The organism is Bradyrhizobium sp. BR2003 (assembly GCF_009720285.1).
GTDB lineage: Bacteria > Pseudomonadota > Alphaproteobacteria > Rhizobiales > Xanthobacteraceae > Bradyrhizobium > Bradyrhizobium elkanii.
The window spans coordinates 92,609-108,481 of the sequence record NZ_SMYJ01000018.1 but is presented as its reverse complement, the minus strand read 5'-3'; the positions used below and the strand labels follow the sequence as shown (position 1 = coordinate 108,481).

The following is a 15,873-nucleotide window of genomic DNA, read 5'->3' as shown; positions in this document are numbered from 1 at the left end:
GTATTTCGCCTGACAAAATAACAGAGGAAGCGTCAGATCATGACCAGACCAGAATTGCCGGGGCGCACGCCGCGCGGGGAGGGAGTTCCGACGGCGCTCGACGGCCTGCTGGTCGTCGACTTCACCCGCGTCGTGGCCGGCCCGGCCTGTACGCAAACGCTGGCCGACTTCGGGGCCGAAGTCATCAAGATCGAGAATCCGGACGGCGGTGATGACACGCGCGCCTATGAGCACGCTGAAATCGGCGGAGAGAGCGCGGCGTATCTGAGCCTCAATCGCAACAAGCGTGGCATCGCGCTCGATTTCAACAATCCGGCCGCGCTCGAGGTCGCTCGCGCGTTGATTGCCAAGGCCGACGTCGTGGTGGAGAATTTCTCCGGCGGCGTGATGAAAAAATTCGGTCTTGATTATGCGTCGGTGGCGCCGACCAACCCGCGGCTGATCTATTGCTCGATCTCCGCCTACGGCCGCAAAGGCGATTTCGCGCTGCGCCCGGGCTTTGACCCGATCACGCAGGCCGAAAGCGGCTTCATGTCGCTCAACGGTTTTCCGGATGGCGAGCCGGTGCGCACCGGGCCGCCGATCGTCGACATGGCAACTGGCATGTCGGCCTGCAACGCCATCCTGCTGGCGCTGATCGCTCGCGATCGGCTCGGTCGCGGTCAGCAGGTCGAGGTCGCATTGATCGACACCGCGGTGTCAATGACCGGCTTCTACGGCATGGCCTATCTCATCAATGGCAACAATCCCGGCCGTTTCGGCAACTCTCCGAACGGTTCGCCGACCGTCGGCGTCTACCGGGCGTCCGATGGTCCGCTCTACATGGCTTGCGCCAATGACCGGCTGTATCGCCGGTTGGTCACCGACGTGCTGGAACGCCCGGATCTCGTCACCGATCCCGAGTTTGCTCACCGCAAGGCGCGGACCGCCAACAAGGAGAAGCTGCGCGCGATCATTGCCAGCGTGTTTGCGGGCGACACGCTCGAGAACTGGATGGCGAAGATGAAGAAGGCCAACATTCCGGTTGGCTATCTGCGGACGGTCCAGGAGGGGTTCAACGCGCCCGAGGTACGCGACCGATATCGCCTGAGCAGGATTGCGCATCCAACCGCCGGCTCTGTTCCGAACATCGAGCCGCCGGTCAATATGAGCCTGACGCCGACCGTTGATCCTGTTGCGGCTCCGCTGCTCGGTCAGCATACGAAGGACGTGTTGAGCGAGACGCTTGGCTACGACGACCGGCGCATTGCCGCGCTGGCCGAAGCCGGCGCGTTTGGCAAGGCAGGCAACGCCGGCTAGGGCCTTTTCCGTTCCGATGGAATCGGAACGGGGCTCCATATTCTGGTTTGACGCGTTTCCTTGACGAGAACCCGTATCCGCTTCGCTCGAAAACGCTCCGGCGTGCTCGGCCTGCACAGAGGATCAACTATTCGCAAACCAGCCTGACCGCAGGCGAGAGGAAAGCCTCTCGCCTCGCGAGATGTCTTTCAGGCGTCGCAGGCCCCGGCGCGTCGCCGGCGGCCCGGGAGCTGGTCCGTTTCGGGAACTCAGTTCGGCTTGCTGCGCAGGTTGTTCCTTGGCATACTTTCAACTTCCTCGGGCTCCGCCCGATCGATCTCGAGGCGTGCCATCCGGAGGATGAGGGTTGCCGTGGTGAGGCCGAGGCGTTCGGCCTCTTGTGCTGCGGTGTCGACCTTCTGGGCCAAGCCTTCACGTTTACCTGGGTATGCCATTCGTAATCCTCACTTAAGGTGCGAGATGAAAAATCCCACATACGTTGCAGAGCTGCAGAAGAAGCTCGGAGCTCCATCGAGCGAAACACTGGAAAGCCTGCGACTGTTGAAGGCCTTCCTTCGACTTGCGCCCGACCAGCGTTCCGAGGTCATCGAGCTGGTCGAACGTTTGGCGGTTGAGCCGCCGCGCGATCCCTCTCTGTCCTGAGGTGCTCGCAAATCTTTCCTGTGCGTCAGTTGTTCATCGGCTTGGCGGGCGTTTGCGTCGCGATCACATAGATTGCGCCGCCCTCGAGCGCTTCGGATTGATGCAGCGTGCCGGCTGGCAGCAGGATGGTGTCGCCGGCGCCAACCACCCGCTCGCCGCCATCCCAGATGAAGTGCAGCCGGCCGCTGATGATCATCAGGATCTCGTCGACCGGATGGGTATGGAATTGATGCACCTTGCCGGCCGCATCATGCTGCAGCTCGACCGAACCCTGGGCCGGAAGCAGGTTCAGGATCTCCGGGTCGATGGCAAATTCAGTCTTCGTGCCTGCGATGATCTGGGTCATGCTGCCTGCTCCTTGTTCGCGATCGGTGGCGTCTTGTTCTGCGCGAGCTTGGCGAAGGGGCAGCCCGAGCTCGCATTGTTGTCGTCGTGCAGGAAGTACTGCAGATACTCGCGGCCGTCGGTCGCACCGTAGCGGCCCAGAAGCGGAGAGGGGCTCGCGCTGTCGTACGGGATCAGGCGCTTGCGCACCTCCGCGAACGCGGCGTTCGCGGCCTTCTCCGTCCCGAGGATCTTCTCGAACACCCAGCGCGGCTGGAATGTGAGCATGAAGGCGCTGGACCGGCGGCTCTGGCGCATCACATGCGCGGGCGTCGTGCAGACCACGAAGATCGGCTCGCCCGCGAACGAGAACTCCCACATCGGGTGGTCGATCTGTTCCGGAATCTCCGATGGCCACGGGTTCTTGTCCAGCCGTGCGAGCTGGTCGAGCGTCAGCCACATCTTGCGATAATAGGCATCGAGCGTCTGTACCGGGCGGGGTCGCGTGAACACGATCAACGAGGTGTTGGGACCGAACGAGCGCGCCTGCGAGACATATTGCCCGAGTTGCTCGCCCAGCACCGCCACATCATATGGGTCGAGGAACAGGTAGCGGAGCTGATCCTGGCGATGTCCGGTCACGCCGAACACGCAAGGGAACGGCCTTGCCTCGCTGCTCATCTGCGCTTCAAACTCGGAGAACATCACGCTCTGCCAGCTGCTGACCGGAAAGTTTGACGCGACTTCGCCTTTTCTCAAGAACAAGCGCTCCATAACACCCCCTACACTCATAACGACACTAACGAGCTATCAACTTGCTTCTCATCAAGAGCGGCCCGGCAATGCCCGGCAGCGACATGAGAAGCAGAATGACAATCAAGGCGCTGTAGCCGCCGTCGCCGATCGCGGCCGTGTTGTGTACGGCGTCGGTCCCCGAGGCGTTGCTGGCGGCGAGCATCGCGAAGCCGATGATGGGCTGCGAGATGCCGGCGAAGATTCCGGCGGCTGTGGTGTTCACGGATGCGCCTACGCCGATCAGATCGGCGGTGTAGAGCTTCTTGACGCATTTCAGCACCAGCGGGACGGTGCCGCCGGCGACGAGCCCCAAGACAGTAAACACGACGGTGACGTAGGCGAGACCAAATGTCTGGGCGATCGGCGGCAGCAGCATCGCGATTAGCAGCATGCGGAGCACGCAAATGCCGATCAGCGCGCGGTCAAGCGCCGCCGCGGCGCGATCGGCGGCGTGACCCAGGAAGATCGAGCCGAGCGCATTGCCGATCATGAAGGCGAGCAGGGGCGTGCCGGCCGCCGTCGGGGAGATGTGGAAGAAGTGCGCGACCATCGGAATGCCCCAGACGCCCGACAGCGTCGTCACCACCGCGAAGTGCGACGCAAACGTCATTGCGCAACCCCAGTTCCCGACATGAGCCAGCGATCGCCGCGCGGCGAGCACCACGCCCTTCAACGTCTTGTTGCTGTGCGAGGCCGGATCCGGCTTGAGCGCGAGCTTGGCGAAAGCGAGGTTGGCCAATCCAATGCACGCGATGAACAGGAAGCAGGCCCGCCAGCCAAAGCCTGAAACCGCAGCTGCAAGCGGCGTGGTCGCAATTACGCCGCCGACATAGCCCGAGACCTGCGAAATGCCCGACATCATGCCGAACCGCTCATCCGTGAAGCTTTGTGCCACGAGCTTCAGGAGTGCGGTGAAGACCAGCGCATCGCCGCAGGCGACGATCAGGCGTGCAACAAAAACGTCGAGCAGGTTCGGTGCCAGCGCGAACGCGGCGCTGCCGAGCGAGGAGGCGATCATGCTGACGAGGACGACGCGCTTGACGCCGTAACGGTCGACCAGAAGGCCTGCCGGAATTTGCATCAAGGTGTAGCCCCAGAAGTAGCTAGAGGCGAGCATCGCAACGCCGGCCGCGTCGGTGTTGAAGTCGTGCATGAAACTGAGGCTGACCGACTGCGGCGATACGCGCTGCAGGAAGGCAATGGCGTAGGCGATGGCCACCGCAGTCCACGCGAGATAGGCGCGATCGGTGAAGCGCGACGTCGGGGCATAAACAGCTTGTTGTCCGAGCATCGACATCACACCCTCGCGTAACCCACCGAGAAAAGGGCATCCGCTGAATTCGGAATCTTCCGCAACATCGCGGCATCGACCAGCGACGCGGTGCCATGATAGGCCTGCCGATGGTGCTTAATGTGGCCGTAAGCGCCACGCATGATCATGTCGGGCAGTTCGAGCGGCTTGCCCGGATAGAGCGAGGTGCACATCTCGATACAGGCCGCCTGCAGGGCGAGATCCTGCGTGTCGTCGAGCAAAGAAGGAGTCACTTTTTCGCAAATTTTAGCGTTCGCTGCCCAGACGATCGGGTTGCGGGTTCGCCAGCCGTAGATCACGTTGCCCGCGGCTCTCGCGGCGGCCCCGGAGCATTTCAGGACTTCCGATGTGAAGAAGCCGTAGAAGCCGCGGCCCTGGTGCGCCGGGAGCACTTCCGTGCCGCTGCGATAGATGCCAAGTCCGGCCGACATCTCCAGGACGCGGTAGACGGAGAAGGCAATGAGGCCAGACCGATCGTAGACAAGGATCAGGCTATACTTCTTGTCGAAGGGCGAGGAGGTTGCCGTCCAGTGCGGCTCGGTGGCCTGCCAGTTGACGGCAATGATGCCGTTCATGGCGTCCATCAGCGGCTGACGGTCGCAGGCTTCCACCCGAGAGGCATCGGGTAGACTGTAGATCGCGTAATCCGTCCAAGGCGATTTGATCGCCTCGTATCCGCTGCCCAGATTTCGCGACATGGCAGAACTCCAGAATTCCATTGCGAGCTATACAGGGCAGCCTCGAATGGCTTAAAGGACAATATGCCCTCGAAAACTGCCAAAGCGCCCCGGCCTGAGCCGCGCGACAAGAAAGCGACGCGGCGGATCGCGATCGTTGCCTTTCCGGGTGTGACCTTGCTCGACATCTCGGGACCGGCGCAGGTGTTTGCAGAACTGGAAGCGATCGAGCTGCCGGGTCCGGACTACTCGCTGTCCTACCTGTCGACCTCCGGTGGGTTGGTGCCGACCGATGTCGGCATGATGATCGACACGGCGCCGATCGACAGTATTGCGCCCGCCGAGGTCGACACGCTGGTGATCCCCGGCGGGCCCGGCATCTGGAAGATCCGCAACGACGCGAAGCTGATGAACTGGATCGCGGAGGCGCTGCCGAAGGCGCGCCGTATCGCGTCGGTTTGCCTTGGCGCATTTGCGCTGGCCTGGACCGGAATTCTGGACGGCAAGCGGGCAGCAACGCACTGGCGTTATTGTCCCCGTCTGCAGGATAGCTTTCCGAATATCCGGGTCGAGCCCAACGCGATCTTCGTCAAGGACGGACGGGTCTGGTCATCGGCCGGGGTCAGCGCCGGCATCGATCTGGCGCTCGCCATGATCGAGGAGGATTTCGGCCACACCATCGCGCTTGATGTCGCGCGCAGACTTGTGGTGTTTCTGAAACGGCCGGGCGGTCAGAGCCAATTCTCGACCGTCCTTGCCGCCCAGGCATCGGACGTCGAGGGACGATTCAGCGCGCTGCACGCCTGGATCATCGAGAACATCACGAGCGACCTCAAGGTCGAGACCCTCGCCGAAAAGGCGGGCATGACGCCGCGCACCTTTGCCCGGACCTATGTCAGCCGCACCGGCATGACGCCGGCCAGCGGCGTCGAGGCGCTGCGCGTGGAGACCGCGCGCTTGCTGCTCGAAAGCCGCCAGATCGGCGGCGTGGTCGAGGTCGCCAAGCGCGCGGGATTTGGCGATGACGAGCGAATGCGGCGGGCCTTCCTGCGCCACCTCGGCGTATCGCCGACCGAGTACCGAAACCGGTTTTCGGGCAGCTAGCTCGCCTTGGGCGAGGCCATCCGGATGCGGACCGCTTCGCGTCGAAAGCCGATCTATCTCACGAGCGAATAGCTGGCCTTCGCTGGCCGGATTCGTGGCTCAAGGTGGTAGCTTTTCCGGTTTGTCTGCGGCTAATGTGCCGGCCAAATCGGGAGAAGAAACACCATGAATGACGGGACCCCCATTCGACAGGCGCGCAATGTCGAACTCGGCGCGAGCGGCGAGGAATTCCAGAACCTGCACGAATTCGCGCGAAAGGCCCGCGCCAAGCTGAATCAGAACGCCTGGGACTACATCGTCGGCGCCTCGGAGACCGAGACCACGATGCGCCGCAACAGAATGGCGCTCGACGAGATCGCGTTCCGGCCGCGCGTCCTTCGCAACGTCATCAACGTCGATTCTTCCACCGTGGTATTCGGACGCAAGCTCCGGCTTCCCGTGATGATCGCCCCGGTCGGCGCGCTCGAGATCTTCGATCCGGATGCGGGCGCGGCCGTCGCGCGCGGAGCGGGAACGTTCGGCGCGGCGCACATGCTGAGTTCGGTGTCCGAGCCAGGGCTGGAGAACACCGCCAAGGCGGCACAGGACGCGCTTCGCATCTTCCAGCTCTATGTGCGCGGCGACGATGCCTTTGTCGAGGATGTGGTCAGCCGCAGCATCGACAACGGTTACGCCGCGTTCTGCCTCACCGTCGACACCGCCCATTACAGCCGGCGCGAGCGTGACATAGCCAAGCGCTATGTCCGCGACAGCCGCATCCGCGCCACCGGCGGCGATTTCCAGAAGGGGCTGGAATGGCGGACGGTGAAGTTGATCAAGGACAAATTCAAGATTCCACTTATCCTCAAGGGGATCGCCACCGCCGAAGACGCCAAGATCGCCCTCGACCACGGGGTCGACTGGATCTACGTCTCCAATCATGGTGGCCGACAGCTCGACCATGGCCGTGGGTCCATGCATGTCCTGCCCGAGATCGTTCAGGCGGTCGCCGGTCGTGCCAAGATCATGGTCGACGGCTCGTTCTGCCGCGGCACCGACATTGTGAAGGCTGTCATTTCGGGCGCTGATCTTGTCGGCATCGGCCGCCTGCAGTGCTGGGCGCTCGCCGCGGCCGGCGAGGCCGGCATTGTCCGGATGCTTGAACTGCTCGAGGATGAGGTGATCCGCTGCCTCGGTCTGCTCGGCGTCACCAGCTTTGCCGAACTGGACAAGTCCTACCTGCATCCGGCGATGCCGACCAATTCGCCGAGCGTGTTCAGCGCATTCCCGCTTCTCGATATCGATCCCTACCGCTACTGAGTCGCTGCGAGCGATGCATGAAGTGCTGGCGCGATCGAGGCAATGTGCGCCTCGATCACGCTAGCCGCCATCAATCTGTGGTGTCCATGAAGCCGCCGCGGCAACGACAAAGTCTGATCCAAATGCCCCACTAGTCGAGGCGGATGGCAAATAATCCATTCGCGGAATTTTCACTCGAGCGCGCGATCGGCTTGCGCTGGACCTTGCGGGATATCCAGGCCGGCAGGCTCAAATTGTCACCGGTCAGCGATGAGGATCTGCACGTCCTCGCTGAGCTCGGTCTGATCGAACTGCATGACGATGAACCCGGGTTGACGGAGGCGGGAGCCGCCGTGCTGAGCGACTGAACGGGCGTCCGGCCTAGCGCGCGTTCAGGAAGCTTTCACCGGAATTGCAGGGCGTGCACTGATAGGTCAGCACGTCGTAGACTTGGTCGCGCGGCTCGATCAAGGCAAGCCGCATTTGCGTGCCGCACTTCATGCACGGCATCTCTATGCTGGTTTTGAACCGGGTGCAGGTCGGTGTTGGACGAACGGCGCGCAGCATCGGATCCCCTTATTCCCCAGAGACGCGAACGCGACCGACGAAGAAGCCGAATCACTATGCCACAGTGCTGACATGATTGGAATCGGCTGTTAGCTGCGGCTAGGTAATTTTTCCTCGATTGGCCGGAGCGGGTGAGGTCTTTTATAGCTCGCGATCCGGCGCTGACGCCGTCACAATCTATGCTAACCTCGCCAGACGCTTATTTCAGGGGGCGCGATCATGATTGAGCCAAAGCTTGAAGTTCCCGCCGAGTTGCGCGATCTCGCGGAAAAGACCATCGACCAGGCCGAACAGGCCTTCAGCTTGTTCTTTGATGCCGCGAGCAAGTCGATGACGTCGATGCCGGGCGCCGGGACCGAGATCTCCAAACAAGCGCTGTCGTTCACCGAGCAGAACATGAAGGCAGCGTTCGAGCATGCACGCAAGCTCGTGCACGCAACGGATCTGCAGGAGGCGATGCGGATCCAGTCGGAATTCCTGCGCAGCCAGTTTACCAATGCCGGCGAACATATGCGGCAGATCAGCGGTAGCGTGATGTCGGCGACCAAGGACGCGACGAAGGGCAAGTTCTAGGGACGGCTTTCGCGGCCTATCGACGCTTTAGCGCCGGCGCGCGACGGCAACGCCGAGCAGAAACGCGACGAACAGGCTTGCGAGCGGCGCTTCGCGCGTGACCGCACTCACGGTGGCCAGGGCTCCGCCCGGTCGGCGCGAGGTCGCGATGGCGTCGCCGAGGCGATCGGCGGCCGCTCGAAGTCCGTCCGACACCTCCGTGATCGTACGCGAAACGTCCGTCGCGGTGTCGATGGCCCGCTCACCGAGTGTGGGCTGAAGCGGGGACTCAGGTATTTCGGAGCTCATGTGCGGTGCCACGATTTGATTGATGACCGACGCCAAGTGACCGCCAACTTTGCTATCCGCACGTTTTGAACGGCGGTGGCGGCCACATATCCGAGAAATTCCGCAGCGGTGGATTGGTTCCACCGACATGCCTCGCTTTCACATCCGGGAACCGGAAACTTACGCGCGCGTCGCGGCTTGTTTCCGTGGAGGAGGCGATCATGACAATGCGGGCGCATGGCATTGCGGATGGCGGTTCGGTCAAGCATCGAAACCGGCATGGTGGCACGCCGCTGTTGGTCGCGGCCGTGGTTGCGATCCTCGGCGTGCTCGGCATGCTGATCGTGGATCACGGTCCGTGGAACAAGCCGAACGTGCAGCCGGCCGCTTCGGCCAACTACTCAACGACCGGTGAGGCGGCGCGCGCGGCTGGCGCAAAGGTCATACCGACCGAGCCCAAGGCGCCGATCGAGCCTGTTCCACCGGGCCCAAAGCCCGCTCATCCGGCAAACCCGAGCACGCCGCAATAGATGCGGGCGCTCGCGGGATCGCATCCCGACCTCGGCGCAGGAATTGACTCGTCGGGCAAATCAGCGGCACAAAATCATCGTCGGAAATATCGCGGGATGATCAGCGAACGCTGACCAGCATACCCCACGCTGCTGCAAATCCTGCACCGACGAGAACCAGCACCGGACTATCGCAGAACGTGCCGCCATACTGGCACATGGTGGCACCGAGAGAGCCGATCTGATGATGACCCGCGGCGTAGAACAGGCCGGACAGGACCGCGAGCACGGCAGCAACGAAATACATCGACGCTTCCTCCTTGCAATCAAATGCGGCGCGGGTCAGTTCGACCGACGCGAGCCAAAACTGTCTTGATGTCGATACAAATATTGTGAGCTGTCCGCTTGACGCGTCGGGCAACTCAGCGGCACACTGACATCATCGCAGTAAGCATAGGCGATTGGCGCCGGCTCGCATTGCGATTCCGGATCAATGCGCAAACTTTCGCTCAAGGCGGTTGCTCATCGTCGAAGCCGACGCATCGCATTTTACCGATCGCATTCAGCCCGAAAAAGGGTTTGACACGTCGGGCAACTCAGGGGCATAATCCGAAAATCAGAAATTGTAGAGCCCGCGCGGAGCAATCCGCGGCGGGCTTTTTCTTTGCCGTTTCACCAATCGGACGGCGGCCGCACCGTCACGACGCCACATCCTCCCAGCCCGTCGCCTGAGCGTCGCAAGCGCGCCGCCGTCCGAACCCTTTGAAAAGAGCAACGAATTGGCCGGTGCGCGCGAACGTGCCGGTCCTGCGGCGCGGCGCAAGCCGGCGCCGCCCGCGGCCCCACTTGTCAGGGATAAGGTTCGCGCCCCAAAAGATCGCCGTCCGCTGCGCGATCTGCCGCACATTCATTCCATGGTCGTCTTAGCGCGCCGACGGCCCATCAACGAGGTTGCATGACCGCTTATCTGATATCGCTCGCGCTCGCGGGCTTGATCGCCATTGCATTGTCGGAGTTTGCATGAGCGCAGAGATCATACCGTTCATCCCCCGTCCGCGTCACGCACGCGAACGAACGGATTTTCCCACGATCGCATTTCGCTCGGCGTTGCCCGATCCTGACACGAGTGATGTCGACACGGCTCCGAGCGAATATCTCCCGTCCGATTGGGAGGAGAAATAGCTTGGCGAAGACGATCACCCAGATCCGCTCACTCGCGCGGAGCCATACGAGAACCACACTCAACGCACTCGTCGGCGTGATGCGATCGACCAGCGCCACCCCGGCCGCCCGCGTCTCCGCGGCCAATGCCATCCTCGATCGCGGCTGGGGCAAAGCGCCGCAGGCGATCGAAAACGGCGATGGAGCGCTCGAACTTGTGCACCGCATCGAGCGAGTCATCGTTGAGCCCGAGGAGATTGACGGCGACGATACCTGAGAGCAGCGGCCGCAGTTCACCCGACCCATGGATGGCTTGAATTGCTTTGCCGCAAGTCCTTCCGATACGTTCAATTACGTCATCGAGAACTCGGACCGCTATCGGGGCCACTCGCGGCATCGTGTGCCCGGGTCTGCTGGGCTGCTCCTACCTACGTGCTAGCCGGCATGATATCAATCATGGCGTGTCAAGCAGAGCGCCGCCACGCAAGCGGGATTGGCCTTGTCATGGCTCGCCGACTTGATCAGAGCGCGCCCTCGTCAATGACCATTCAAGCGAGATGATCACCGCTCGGCGCCAGGCGGGCGTGCGAGCCGCTTTGCCCTATCGAGAGCAGCCTTGTCGATCCTGAAAATTCCGACCGCAAAGGTGTTCGAGCCGCTGCTTCGACCGGCGCGATACAAGGGGGCGTTCGGCGGCCGCGGATCTGGGAAATGCGTCGTGTGGGACAAGGTTCTCGGTCTTGGAACGACGCCGCAACTCGCGGGAGACGTAAGCACCTGGGCTGGCATGATCATGGGTTTCTATTTTGGAAAACGCACGTTCGAGAATGTCGCACGCATCATTCGACGGTGACCGCATGCACGAAGCTGATGTCAAGGCGATCGTGATGGAAACGTTGATTGAGCAAGACCGGGTACGACGAAGCGATATCGACGCCGTGGTGGTCAAGACTATTGCGACTGTCCTCACTTCATTCGGTTTCGAAGAGGGGGACCGACGCGAGCTGCGCGCGGATTTTCAGCATCTCCGGCGGTGGCGACGAAGCGTCGAGCAGGCGCAAAGCTACACATTCAAGGCGGTGATAACTGTGATTGCCACGGGTTTTCTCGGAGCCGTTTGGTTGGGCATCAAGGCCACGCTCGGAAAGTGACTCGCAGAGCGCGGAGCGGATTGATGTCCTTGCCCTAGATCTGGGCGTCTTGGCGGACAGCAGAATTATTGAGGCGCAGAAATGTATCGGATACGCGAGGTCGAAACCCAGGACGAAGCGGTGGCGGACTCGCTCGCCGAGCTTCACCAGCTGATATTCTGCGACGGGACCCGTGCACCGGACTTCGAGCAAGGATATTGGTGGATTGCGTTCCGTGGAGCGAAGCCAATCGCATTCGCGGGTGTCGTTCCTTCAACCCATGTTACAAATGCTGGATATCTGTGCCGCGTTGGCGTCGTGATGCCACACTGCGGCCACGGCCTGCAGGTGCGGCTTACTCGCGCGTTGGAAGCGCGAGCGCGGCGTGCCGGCTGGAGGGCGATCGTTTCGGATACCACCGATAACATTTTCTCGGCCAACAATTTTATCCGGCTGGGATATCGGCTCTTCGAACCTCTCTCGCCCTGGGCATGGCAGCACACGCTGTATTGGCGGAAGGAACTCGTCTAGGTCCTACGACCTGGTTCGGGTTGTTGCGAACAATTCGATGACGTGGAGCGCCCGGTGGCCTCGGCCACCGGGCTTTTTTGCGTTTCTGGTCATGGGAAGCGCCCCTTCGGCAAGCGCCGGTCATTGCCGGCATCGAATCTTGGGCGCGGGAATGCTAGAATGGGCTTATGCAATGCGAACGAAGCATCGCTGGAGGCGTTTCCGGCGGCAGTCGCGGATTCTGAGCGTTGAATTCGCGAAATGGAGGCTTGCGCATCTTGATCTCTGGTGATCGATCGATAAACTGAGTTGACGGCTCGATCGCACGCGCAAATCTCTTGGAGATCGAGCGAAGGAAGAGACCATGGTTGAGGTTGGCCGCGGGCTCGACACGCAGGTACAGCCAGGCCCGGATATGGATCGTTATTCGGTCATGGTCGCACGGGCCGGGGCGCTCGTTCCGGCTTTGCGCGAACGGGCATCGCGGACTGAAGAGTTGCGCAGATTGCCGCCGGAGACCGAGCGGGATTTGCTTGAAAGCGGCCTTTTCCGGATCCTGCAGCCCAAGCGCGTCGGAGGCAGCGAGCTCGACTATGTTGCACTGGTCGACTGCGCCGATGCCCTCGGGCGGGGAGACGCCTCGGTGTCCTGGAATTTTGCCAACCTTGCAAGTCACCACTGGATGCTGGGTATGTTCGCCCCCGAAGCGCAGAGCGCGGTGTGGGGAGAGGATCCGGATGCGCTGATCGCGTCTTCCTTTGTCTTCCCGGCAGGTCGTGCGAGGAAGGCAGGTGGCGGATATGTTCTGAGTGGTCATTGGCCGTTTTCGTCCGGGGTGGAATCCTGCGGATGGAACATGCTCGCGAGCGTGGTCGCCTCGGATGATGAGGCCGATGGTGTCGAGTATCGTCTATTCCTGTTGAACAGGCGGGACTACAGCATCGACGACACCTGGAATGCGGCTGGTTTGCGCGGGACGGGGTCGAACGACGTGCGGGTAACCGACGCATTCGTTCCCGAGCATATGACGGTTGCCGTCAGCGATCTTGCGGGAGGTGCGACGCCGGGCAGTGTCGTCAATCCAAATGCGCTCTACATGCTTCCGGTCTTTTCGTTGTTTCCCTATGTGCTGTCCGGGGTTGGTTTGGGAAATGCACAGGCTTGCCTTGATGACTATGTCGAGATCGCGCGACACCGCGCTTCGACATATAACCGGGCCAAGATCGGGGACCTGCAAAGCACACAGATCAAGATCGCCGAAGCGTCGGCGAAGATAGATGCCGCGCGGTTGATCATGCGCACCAACTGTGTCGAGGCGCTTGCGGAGGTCCGGCGTGGCGACATCCCGGGGATGGCCGCGAAGACGAAGCTCCGGCGCGACGGTGCGTTCGCGGTCAATTTGTGCACCGAGGCGGTATCTCTTCTATTCGCGGCGGGCGGCGCACGCAGCCTGTTTACCTCGGGAGCGTTGCAGCGCCAATTCCGCGACGCGCATGCGGTGAATTCGCATCTCGCGTTCAATTTCGACGCGGCGGGCACCAATTACGGGCGGGTGGCTCTGGGACTGCCGTCCGAAAACCTGACGCTTTGAGGTTAGCCGGATGTCCGACTCGCCCAAACATCCGCTGGATCCCGCCAGTGAGCTCGCAAGCGATAGCTCGGCGATCGATCCCCGTGATTTCCGCAATGCGCTCGGCACGTTCGCAACAGGTGTGACGATAGTCACCGCGATGTCGGCTGAAGGAAGGCCGTATGGAATTACCTGTAATTCCTTTGCATCAGTGTCGCTCAACCCGCCACTGGTGCTGTGGAGCCTGGGCATGTTTTCGCAGGGGCTGCCGATCTTTCAGAATGCCAGTCATTTTACGGTCAACGTTCTAGACGCGTCGCAGCAGGCGCTGGCGATGCAGTTTGCCAGATCGTCGGGTGACAAGTTCGCGGGCGTGAGCTGGACGCCGGGTCTCGGGAATGCTCCCGTGCTTGCCGATGTGGTCGCGAATTTCCAATGCCGTGCCGCCAACCGCTACTATGGCGGGGATCACGTCATTTTCCTGGGCGCGGTGGAAGCCTACGACTATAACCGGAACAATCCGCTGTTGTTCGCGCGCGGAGGTTTTGGCCGGTTCCTGGCCGACGGTGGTGACAAGACATCATGAATCGAAAGACGCCCGTCAAGCGCGTTCGTGCCAAGCAGAGGCGACTATCAGCTGTCGATCGTCGCAGTGAATTCGTTACCAAGGCAACCGAGCTATTTGCGGAGGAGGGATTTGGCGGCGGCACGCGTGCCCTTGCTCACAAGCTCGGCGTAACGCAGCCGCTGCTTTACCGCTACTTTCCGAGCAAGGACGATCTCATCAAGGAAGTCTACCGAAAGGTATATCTCGAACCGCTTGAAATCGGCTGGGAGAAGCTGCTCTCGGATCGGTCGCGTCCGCTCCGCGTGCGGCTTCAGGAATTTTACGAAATCTATACCGACGCGATCTTCAACCGAAGATGGCTCCGTATCTATCTCTACTCCGGCCTCAAGGGCCTCGATATCAATCGCTGGTATGTTGGCATGGTCAAGGACAAGATCCTGACGCGCATTCTCAGGGAATGCCGCCACGATGCCGGCCTTGCGACGCAAGGCAGGCCCAGCGCCGCAGAACTCGAGTTGGCCTGGGTGTTTCACGGCGGCATCTTCTACTATGGCGTACGCAAGTACATCTACGAAGCGCCTGTCCTCGAGGACAAGGCGCAAATGATCAGTGACGCGCTGGATATCTTCCTCGCGGGATTTGAGAGGATGGCGGAGAGCGCGACCGATCGTCGACGGGCGCCGATCAAGGTCGTCGGCTGAGCCGCGCTACATTATCGCCATCTGACCCCGATACCAGTCTCCGATCTCGCTTGCCGTCATGAGGGCGACGCCGTCATGGCCGATAACGTAATCGAGCAGGGCCTCGAGGTACTTGATACGATGAGGCACGCCAGTGATGTAGGGGTGCACCGAGATGGCCATAATCCGCGCGTTCTCTGCGCCCTCGAGGTACAGCCGATCGAACTGGTCAGTGCAGCGCGTCAGGAACTGTTCCGACGGAAGGTGTTGCAGCGCGTGAATGACAATGTCGTTGGTCTCGACCGAATAGGGAATCGTCGTCACGGTGCCGTGCGGCGTGACGATGTCCTGGGGAAGATCGTCGATCACCCAATCGGCCACGTATTCGATCCCGTTGAGGCGCAGAAGATCGAGCGTTTCTTCGGTTTCGGTCAGGCCCGGGCTTTCCCATGATCGCGGCGGCTTGCCGGTGAATCCAACAATCGTGTCGACCGCGCGCTTGATTGCGTCCGCCTGGTTCTCGACCTTGTGCATCGGGCCCTGAACGAACCCATGTCCCATGAATTCGAAGCCCGCCTCGCGCGCCGCCGACGCCACACGCGGATAGCTGTAGCAGACGTTGGCGTTTGCAGCCAGCGTCACCGGTATCTTTCGATCGGTGAGAGCTTTGAACTGCCGCCAGAAGCCGGCGCGCATGCCGTACTCATGCCACGACCAGTTCGGCACGTCGGGCAGCAGGGGCTGCCCCATCGGCGGGCTCAGCACGGTGCGTGGCATCGCATTCTCGATGCGCCATTCCTCGACATTGAGGATGACCCACACGGCAAGCTTCTTTCCGTCAGGCAATGTCAGTTTCGGTCGGTCAACCTGCGCCTGGTACGGAATGCGATCAGTAAGGGCCATGTCG

General features: G+C 61.6%; 23 protein-coding genes. 14 read left to right on the top strand and 9 right to left on the bottom strand.

Features of this window, described 5'->3' with window-relative positions; genetic code table 11:
- The first annotated feature begins 36 nt into the window (after window positions 1-36).
- A complete protein-coding gene (locus E2I15_RS12985) occupies window positions 37-1,299 on the top strand; it encodes a CaiB/BaiF CoA transferase family protein (RefSeq protein ID WP_137478609.1) in 1,263 nt (420 codons plus the stop codon).
- Window positions 1,300-1,547: 248 nt separating this feature from the next.
- Here the strand turns inward: E2I15_RS12985 and E2I15_RS12980 are convergent, their stop codons facing one another.
- Window positions 1,548-1,733, bottom strand: coding sequence for a hypothetical protein (locus tag E2I15_RS12980; protein WP_016847356.1), 186 nt, complete (start codon window positions 1,731-1,733; stop codon window positions 1,548-1,550).
- A gap of 25 nt (window positions 1,734-1,758) precedes the next feature.
- Between E2I15_RS12980 and E2I15_RS12975 the strand changes: the two genes are divergently transcribed.
- Entirely contained in the window at window positions 1,759-1,941 is a 183-nt protein-coding gene (locus tag E2I15_RS12975; protein WP_016847357.1) for a hypothetical protein, read from the top strand.
- 25 nt (window positions 1,942-1,966) lie between these two features.
- Here the strand turns inward: E2I15_RS12975 and E2I15_RS12970 are convergent, their stop codons facing one another.
- Genes E2I15_RS12970 through E2I15_RS12955 form a run of 4 tightly spaced genes read right to left on the bottom strand, consistent with a single transcriptional unit; the run spans window position 1,967 to window position 5,070 of the window.
- Window positions 1,967-2,287, bottom strand: a complete 321-nt coding sequence (locus E2I15_RS12970; RefSeq protein WP_038379151.1) for a cupin domain-containing protein — start codon at window positions 2,285-2,287, stop codon at window positions 1,967-1,969.
- The gene (locus E2I15_RS12965; RefSeq protein WP_229188818.1) at window positions 2,284-3,024 is read right to left on the bottom strand and encodes a YqcI/YcgG family protein; all 741 of its coding nucleotides are present in this window, start codon (window positions 3,022-3,024) and stop codon (window positions 2,284-2,286) included. Before E2I15_RS12965 ends, E2I15_RS12970 begins: the two co-directional genes overlap by 4 nt.
- A 40-nt stretch (window positions 3,025-3,064) precedes the next feature.
- Window positions 3,065-4,357, bottom strand: a complete 1,293-nt coding sequence (locus tag E2I15_RS12960) for an MFS transporter (RefSeq protein ID WP_137478608.1) — start codon at window positions 4,355-4,357, stop codon at window positions 3,065-3,067.
- Window positions 4,357-5,070 carry a hypothetical protein gene (locus E2I15_RS12955; protein WP_170991489.1) on the bottom strand — a complete coding sequence of 238 codons (714 nt, stop codon included), beginning with the start codon at window positions 5,068-5,070 and terminating at the stop codon, window positions 4,357-4,359. Before E2I15_RS12955 ends, E2I15_RS12960 begins: the two co-directional genes overlap by 1 nt.
- Window positions 5,071-5,133: 63 nt before the next feature.
- On the opposite strand from E2I15_RS12955, the gene E2I15_RS12950 reads away from it, so the two are divergent.
- The 3 genes from E2I15_RS12950 (at window position 5,134) to E2I15_RS12940 (ending at window position 7,799) form a co-directional block, all read left to right on the top strand.
- Window positions 5,134-6,153: a GlxA family transcriptional regulator gene (locus E2I15_RS12950; RefSeq protein ID WP_018272820.1), complete on the top strand. Its 1,020-nt coding sequence runs from the start codon at window positions 5,134-5,136 to the stop codon at window positions 6,151-6,153.
- Between the two features lie 165 nt (window positions 6,154-6,318).
- Complete coding sequence (locus E2I15_RS12945; RefSeq protein ID WP_137478606.1) at window positions 6,319-7,452, top strand: alpha-hydroxy acid oxidase; 1,134 nt, start codon at window positions 6,319-6,321, stop codon at window positions 7,450-7,452.
- Between the two features lie 143 nt (window positions 7,453-7,595).
- Entirely contained in the window at window positions 7,596-7,799 is a 204-nt protein-coding gene (locus tag E2I15_RS12940) for a hypothetical protein (protein ID WP_018272818.1), read from the top strand.
- A gap of 13 nt (window positions 7,800-7,812) precedes the next feature.
- On the opposite strand, the gene E2I15_RS12935 is transcribed toward E2I15_RS12940, so the two are convergent.
- Window positions 7,813-7,998 carry a hypothetical protein gene (locus E2I15_RS12935; protein ID WP_018272817.1) on the bottom strand — a complete coding sequence of 62 codons (186 nt, stop codon included), beginning with the start codon at window positions 7,996-7,998 and terminating at the stop codon, window positions 7,813-7,815.
- A 219-nt stretch (window positions 7,999-8,217) separates the two neighbouring features.
- On the opposite strand from E2I15_RS12935, the gene E2I15_RS12930 reads away from it, so the two are divergent.
- Window positions 8,218-8,571, top strand: a complete 354-nt coding sequence (locus E2I15_RS12930; protein ID WP_016847366.1) for a phasin — start codon at window positions 8,218-8,220, stop codon at window positions 8,569-8,571.
- Between the two features lie 27 nt (window positions 8,572-8,598).
- Here E2I15_RS12930 and E2I15_RS12925 read toward each other — a convergent pair whose 3' ends face one another.
- The gene (locus tag E2I15_RS12925; RefSeq protein ID WP_038379158.1) at window positions 8,599-8,859 is read right to left on the bottom strand and encodes a hypothetical protein; all 261 of its coding nucleotides are present in this window, start codon (window positions 8,857-8,859) and stop codon (window positions 8,599-8,601) included.
- Between the two features lie 206 nt (window positions 8,860-9,065).
- Between E2I15_RS12925 and E2I15_RS12920 the strand changes: the two genes are divergently transcribed.
- Window positions 9,066-9,368 (top strand): hypothetical protein, encoded by a 303-nt coding sequence (locus E2I15_RS12920; protein ID WP_137478808.1) that lies wholly within the window; start codon window positions 9,066-9,068, stop codon window positions 9,366-9,368.
- A 100-nt stretch (window positions 9,369-9,468) separates the two neighbouring features.
- Here E2I15_RS12920 and E2I15_RS12915 read toward each other — a convergent pair whose 3' ends face one another.
- Window positions 9,469-9,654, bottom strand: a complete 186-nt coding sequence (locus E2I15_RS12915) for a hypothetical protein (protein WP_137478605.1) — start codon at window positions 9,652-9,654, stop codon at window positions 9,469-9,471.
- Window positions 9,655-10,530: 876 nt separating this feature from the next.
- On the opposite strand from E2I15_RS12915, the gene E2I15_RS12910 reads away from it, so the two are divergent.
- The 7 genes from E2I15_RS12910 (at window position 10,531) to E2I15_RS12880 (ending at window position 14,987) form a co-directional block, all read left to right on the top strand.
- Complete coding sequence (locus E2I15_RS12910) at window positions 10,531-10,785, top strand: hypothetical protein (RefSeq protein WP_137478604.1); 255 nt, start codon at window positions 10,531-10,533, stop codon at window positions 10,783-10,785.
- A gap of 339 nt (window positions 10,786-11,124) precedes the next feature.
- A complete protein-coding gene (locus E2I15_RS12905; protein WP_092125851.1) occupies window positions 11,125-11,361 on the top strand; it encodes a hypothetical protein in 237 nt (78 codons plus the stop codon).
- Window positions 11,362-11,365: 4 nt separating this feature from the next.
- On the top strand, window positions 11,366-11,659 hold the full coding sequence (locus E2I15_RS12900) for a hypothetical protein (RefSeq protein WP_196238905.1): 294 nt from the start codon (window positions 11,366-11,368) through the stop codon (window positions 11,657-11,659).
- Window positions 11,660-11,740: 81 nt separating this feature from the next.
- Window positions 11,741-12,169 (top strand): GNAT family N-acetyltransferase, encoded by a 429-nt coding sequence (locus E2I15_RS12895; RefSeq protein WP_137478603.1) that lies wholly within the window; start codon window positions 11,741-11,743, stop codon window positions 12,167-12,169.
- Window positions 12,170-12,563: 394 nt separating this feature from the next.
- Complete coding sequence (locus E2I15_RS12890; RefSeq protein ID WP_137478807.1) at window positions 12,564-13,739, top strand: acyl-CoA dehydrogenase family protein; 1,176 nt, start codon at window positions 12,564-12,566, stop codon at window positions 13,737-13,739.
- A 10-nt stretch (window positions 13,740-13,749) separates the two neighbouring features.
- Window positions 13,750-14,304 (top strand): flavin reductase family protein, encoded by a 555-nt coding sequence (locus tag E2I15_RS12885; RefSeq protein WP_137478602.1) that lies wholly within the window; start codon window positions 13,750-13,752, stop codon window positions 14,302-14,304.
- Window positions 14,301-14,987 (top strand): TetR/AcrR family transcriptional regulator, encoded by a 687-nt coding sequence (locus E2I15_RS12880; RefSeq protein ID WP_018272811.1) that lies wholly within the window; start codon window positions 14,301-14,303, stop codon window positions 14,985-14,987. The genes E2I15_RS12885 and E2I15_RS12880 overlap by 4 nt, the downstream gene beginning before the upstream one ends.
- A gap of 6 nt (window positions 14,988-14,993) precedes the next feature.
- On the opposite strand, the gene E2I15_RS12875 is transcribed toward E2I15_RS12880, so the two are convergent.
- Window positions 14,994-15,869 carry a polysaccharide deacetylase family protein gene (locus tag E2I15_RS12875; protein WP_137478601.1) on the bottom strand — a complete coding sequence of 292 codons (876 nt, stop codon included), beginning with the start codon at window positions 15,867-15,869 and terminating at the stop codon, window positions 14,994-14,996.
- Window positions 15,870-15,873: the final 4 nt, after the last annotated feature.

Coding starts and splice junctions, on each gene's coding strand:
- E2I15_RS12980 (WP_016847356.1), bottom strand. CDS start 1,733: ATGGCATACCCAGGTAAACGTGAAGGCTTGGCCCAGAAGGTCGACACC.
- E2I15_RS12975 (WP_016847357.1), top strand. CDS start 1,759: ATGAAAAATCCCACATACGTTGCAGAGCTGCAGAAGAAGCTCGGAGCT.
- E2I15_RS12970 (WP_038379151.1), bottom strand. CDS start 2,287: ATGACCCAGATCATCGCAGGCACGAAGACTGAATTTGCCATCGACCCG.
- E2I15_RS12960 (WP_137478608.1), bottom strand. CDS start 4,357: ATGTCGATGCTCGGACAACAAGCTGTTTATGCCCCGACGTCGCGCTTC.
- E2I15_RS12955 (WP_170991489.1), bottom strand. CDS start 5,070: ATGTCGCGAAATCTGGGCAGCGGATACGAGGCGATCAAATCGCCTTGG.
- E2I15_RS12950 (WP_018272820.1), top strand. CDS start 5,134: ATGCCCTCGAAAACTGCCAAAGCGCCCCGGCCTGAGCCGCGCGACAAG.
- E2I15_RS12945 (WP_137478606.1), top strand. CDS start 6,319: ATGAATGACGGGACCCCCATTCGACAGGCGCGCAATGTCGAACTCGGC.
- E2I15_RS12940 (WP_018272818.1), top strand. CDS start 7,596: ATGGCAAATAATCCATTCGCGGAATTTTCACTCGAGCGCGCGATCGGC.
- E2I15_RS12935 (WP_018272817.1), bottom strand. CDS start 7,998: ATGCTGCGCGCCGTTCGTCCAACACCGACCTGCACCCGGTTCAAAACC.
- E2I15_RS12930 (WP_016847366.1), top strand. CDS start 8,218: ATGATTGAGCCAAAGCTTGAAGTTCCCGCCGAGTTGCGCGATCTCGCG.
- E2I15_RS12925 (WP_038379158.1), bottom strand. CDS start 8,859: ATGAGCTCCGAAATACCTGAGTCCCCGCTTCAGCCCACACTCGGTGAG.
- E2I15_RS12920 (WP_137478808.1), top strand. CDS start 9,066: ATGCGGGCGCATGGCATTGCGGATGGCGGTTCGGTCAAGCATCGAAAC.
- E2I15_RS12915 (WP_137478605.1), bottom strand. CDS start 9,654: ATGTATTTCGTTGCTGCCGTGCTCGCGGTCCTGTCCGGCCTGTTCTAC.
- E2I15_RS12900 (WP_196238905.1), top strand. CDS start 11,366: ATGCACGAAGCTGATGTCAAGGCGATCGTGATGGAAACGTTGATTGAG.
- E2I15_RS12895 (WP_137478603.1), top strand. CDS start 11,741: ATGTATCGGATACGCGAGGTCGAAACCCAGGACGAAGCGGTGGCGGAC.
- E2I15_RS12890 (WP_137478807.1), top strand. CDS start 12,564: ATGGATCGTTATTCGGTCATGGTCGCACGGGCCGGGGCGCTCGTTCCG.
- E2I15_RS12885 (WP_137478602.1), top strand. CDS start 13,750: ATGTCCGACTCGCCCAAACATCCGCTGGATCCCGCCAGTGAGCTCGCA.
- E2I15_RS12880 (WP_018272811.1), top strand. CDS start 14,301: ATGAATCGAAAGACGCCCGTCAAGCGCGTTCGTGCCAAGCAGAGGCGA.
- E2I15_RS12875 (WP_137478601.1), bottom strand. CDS start 15,869: ATGGCCCTTACTGATCGCATTCCGTACCAGGCGCAGGTTGACCGACCG.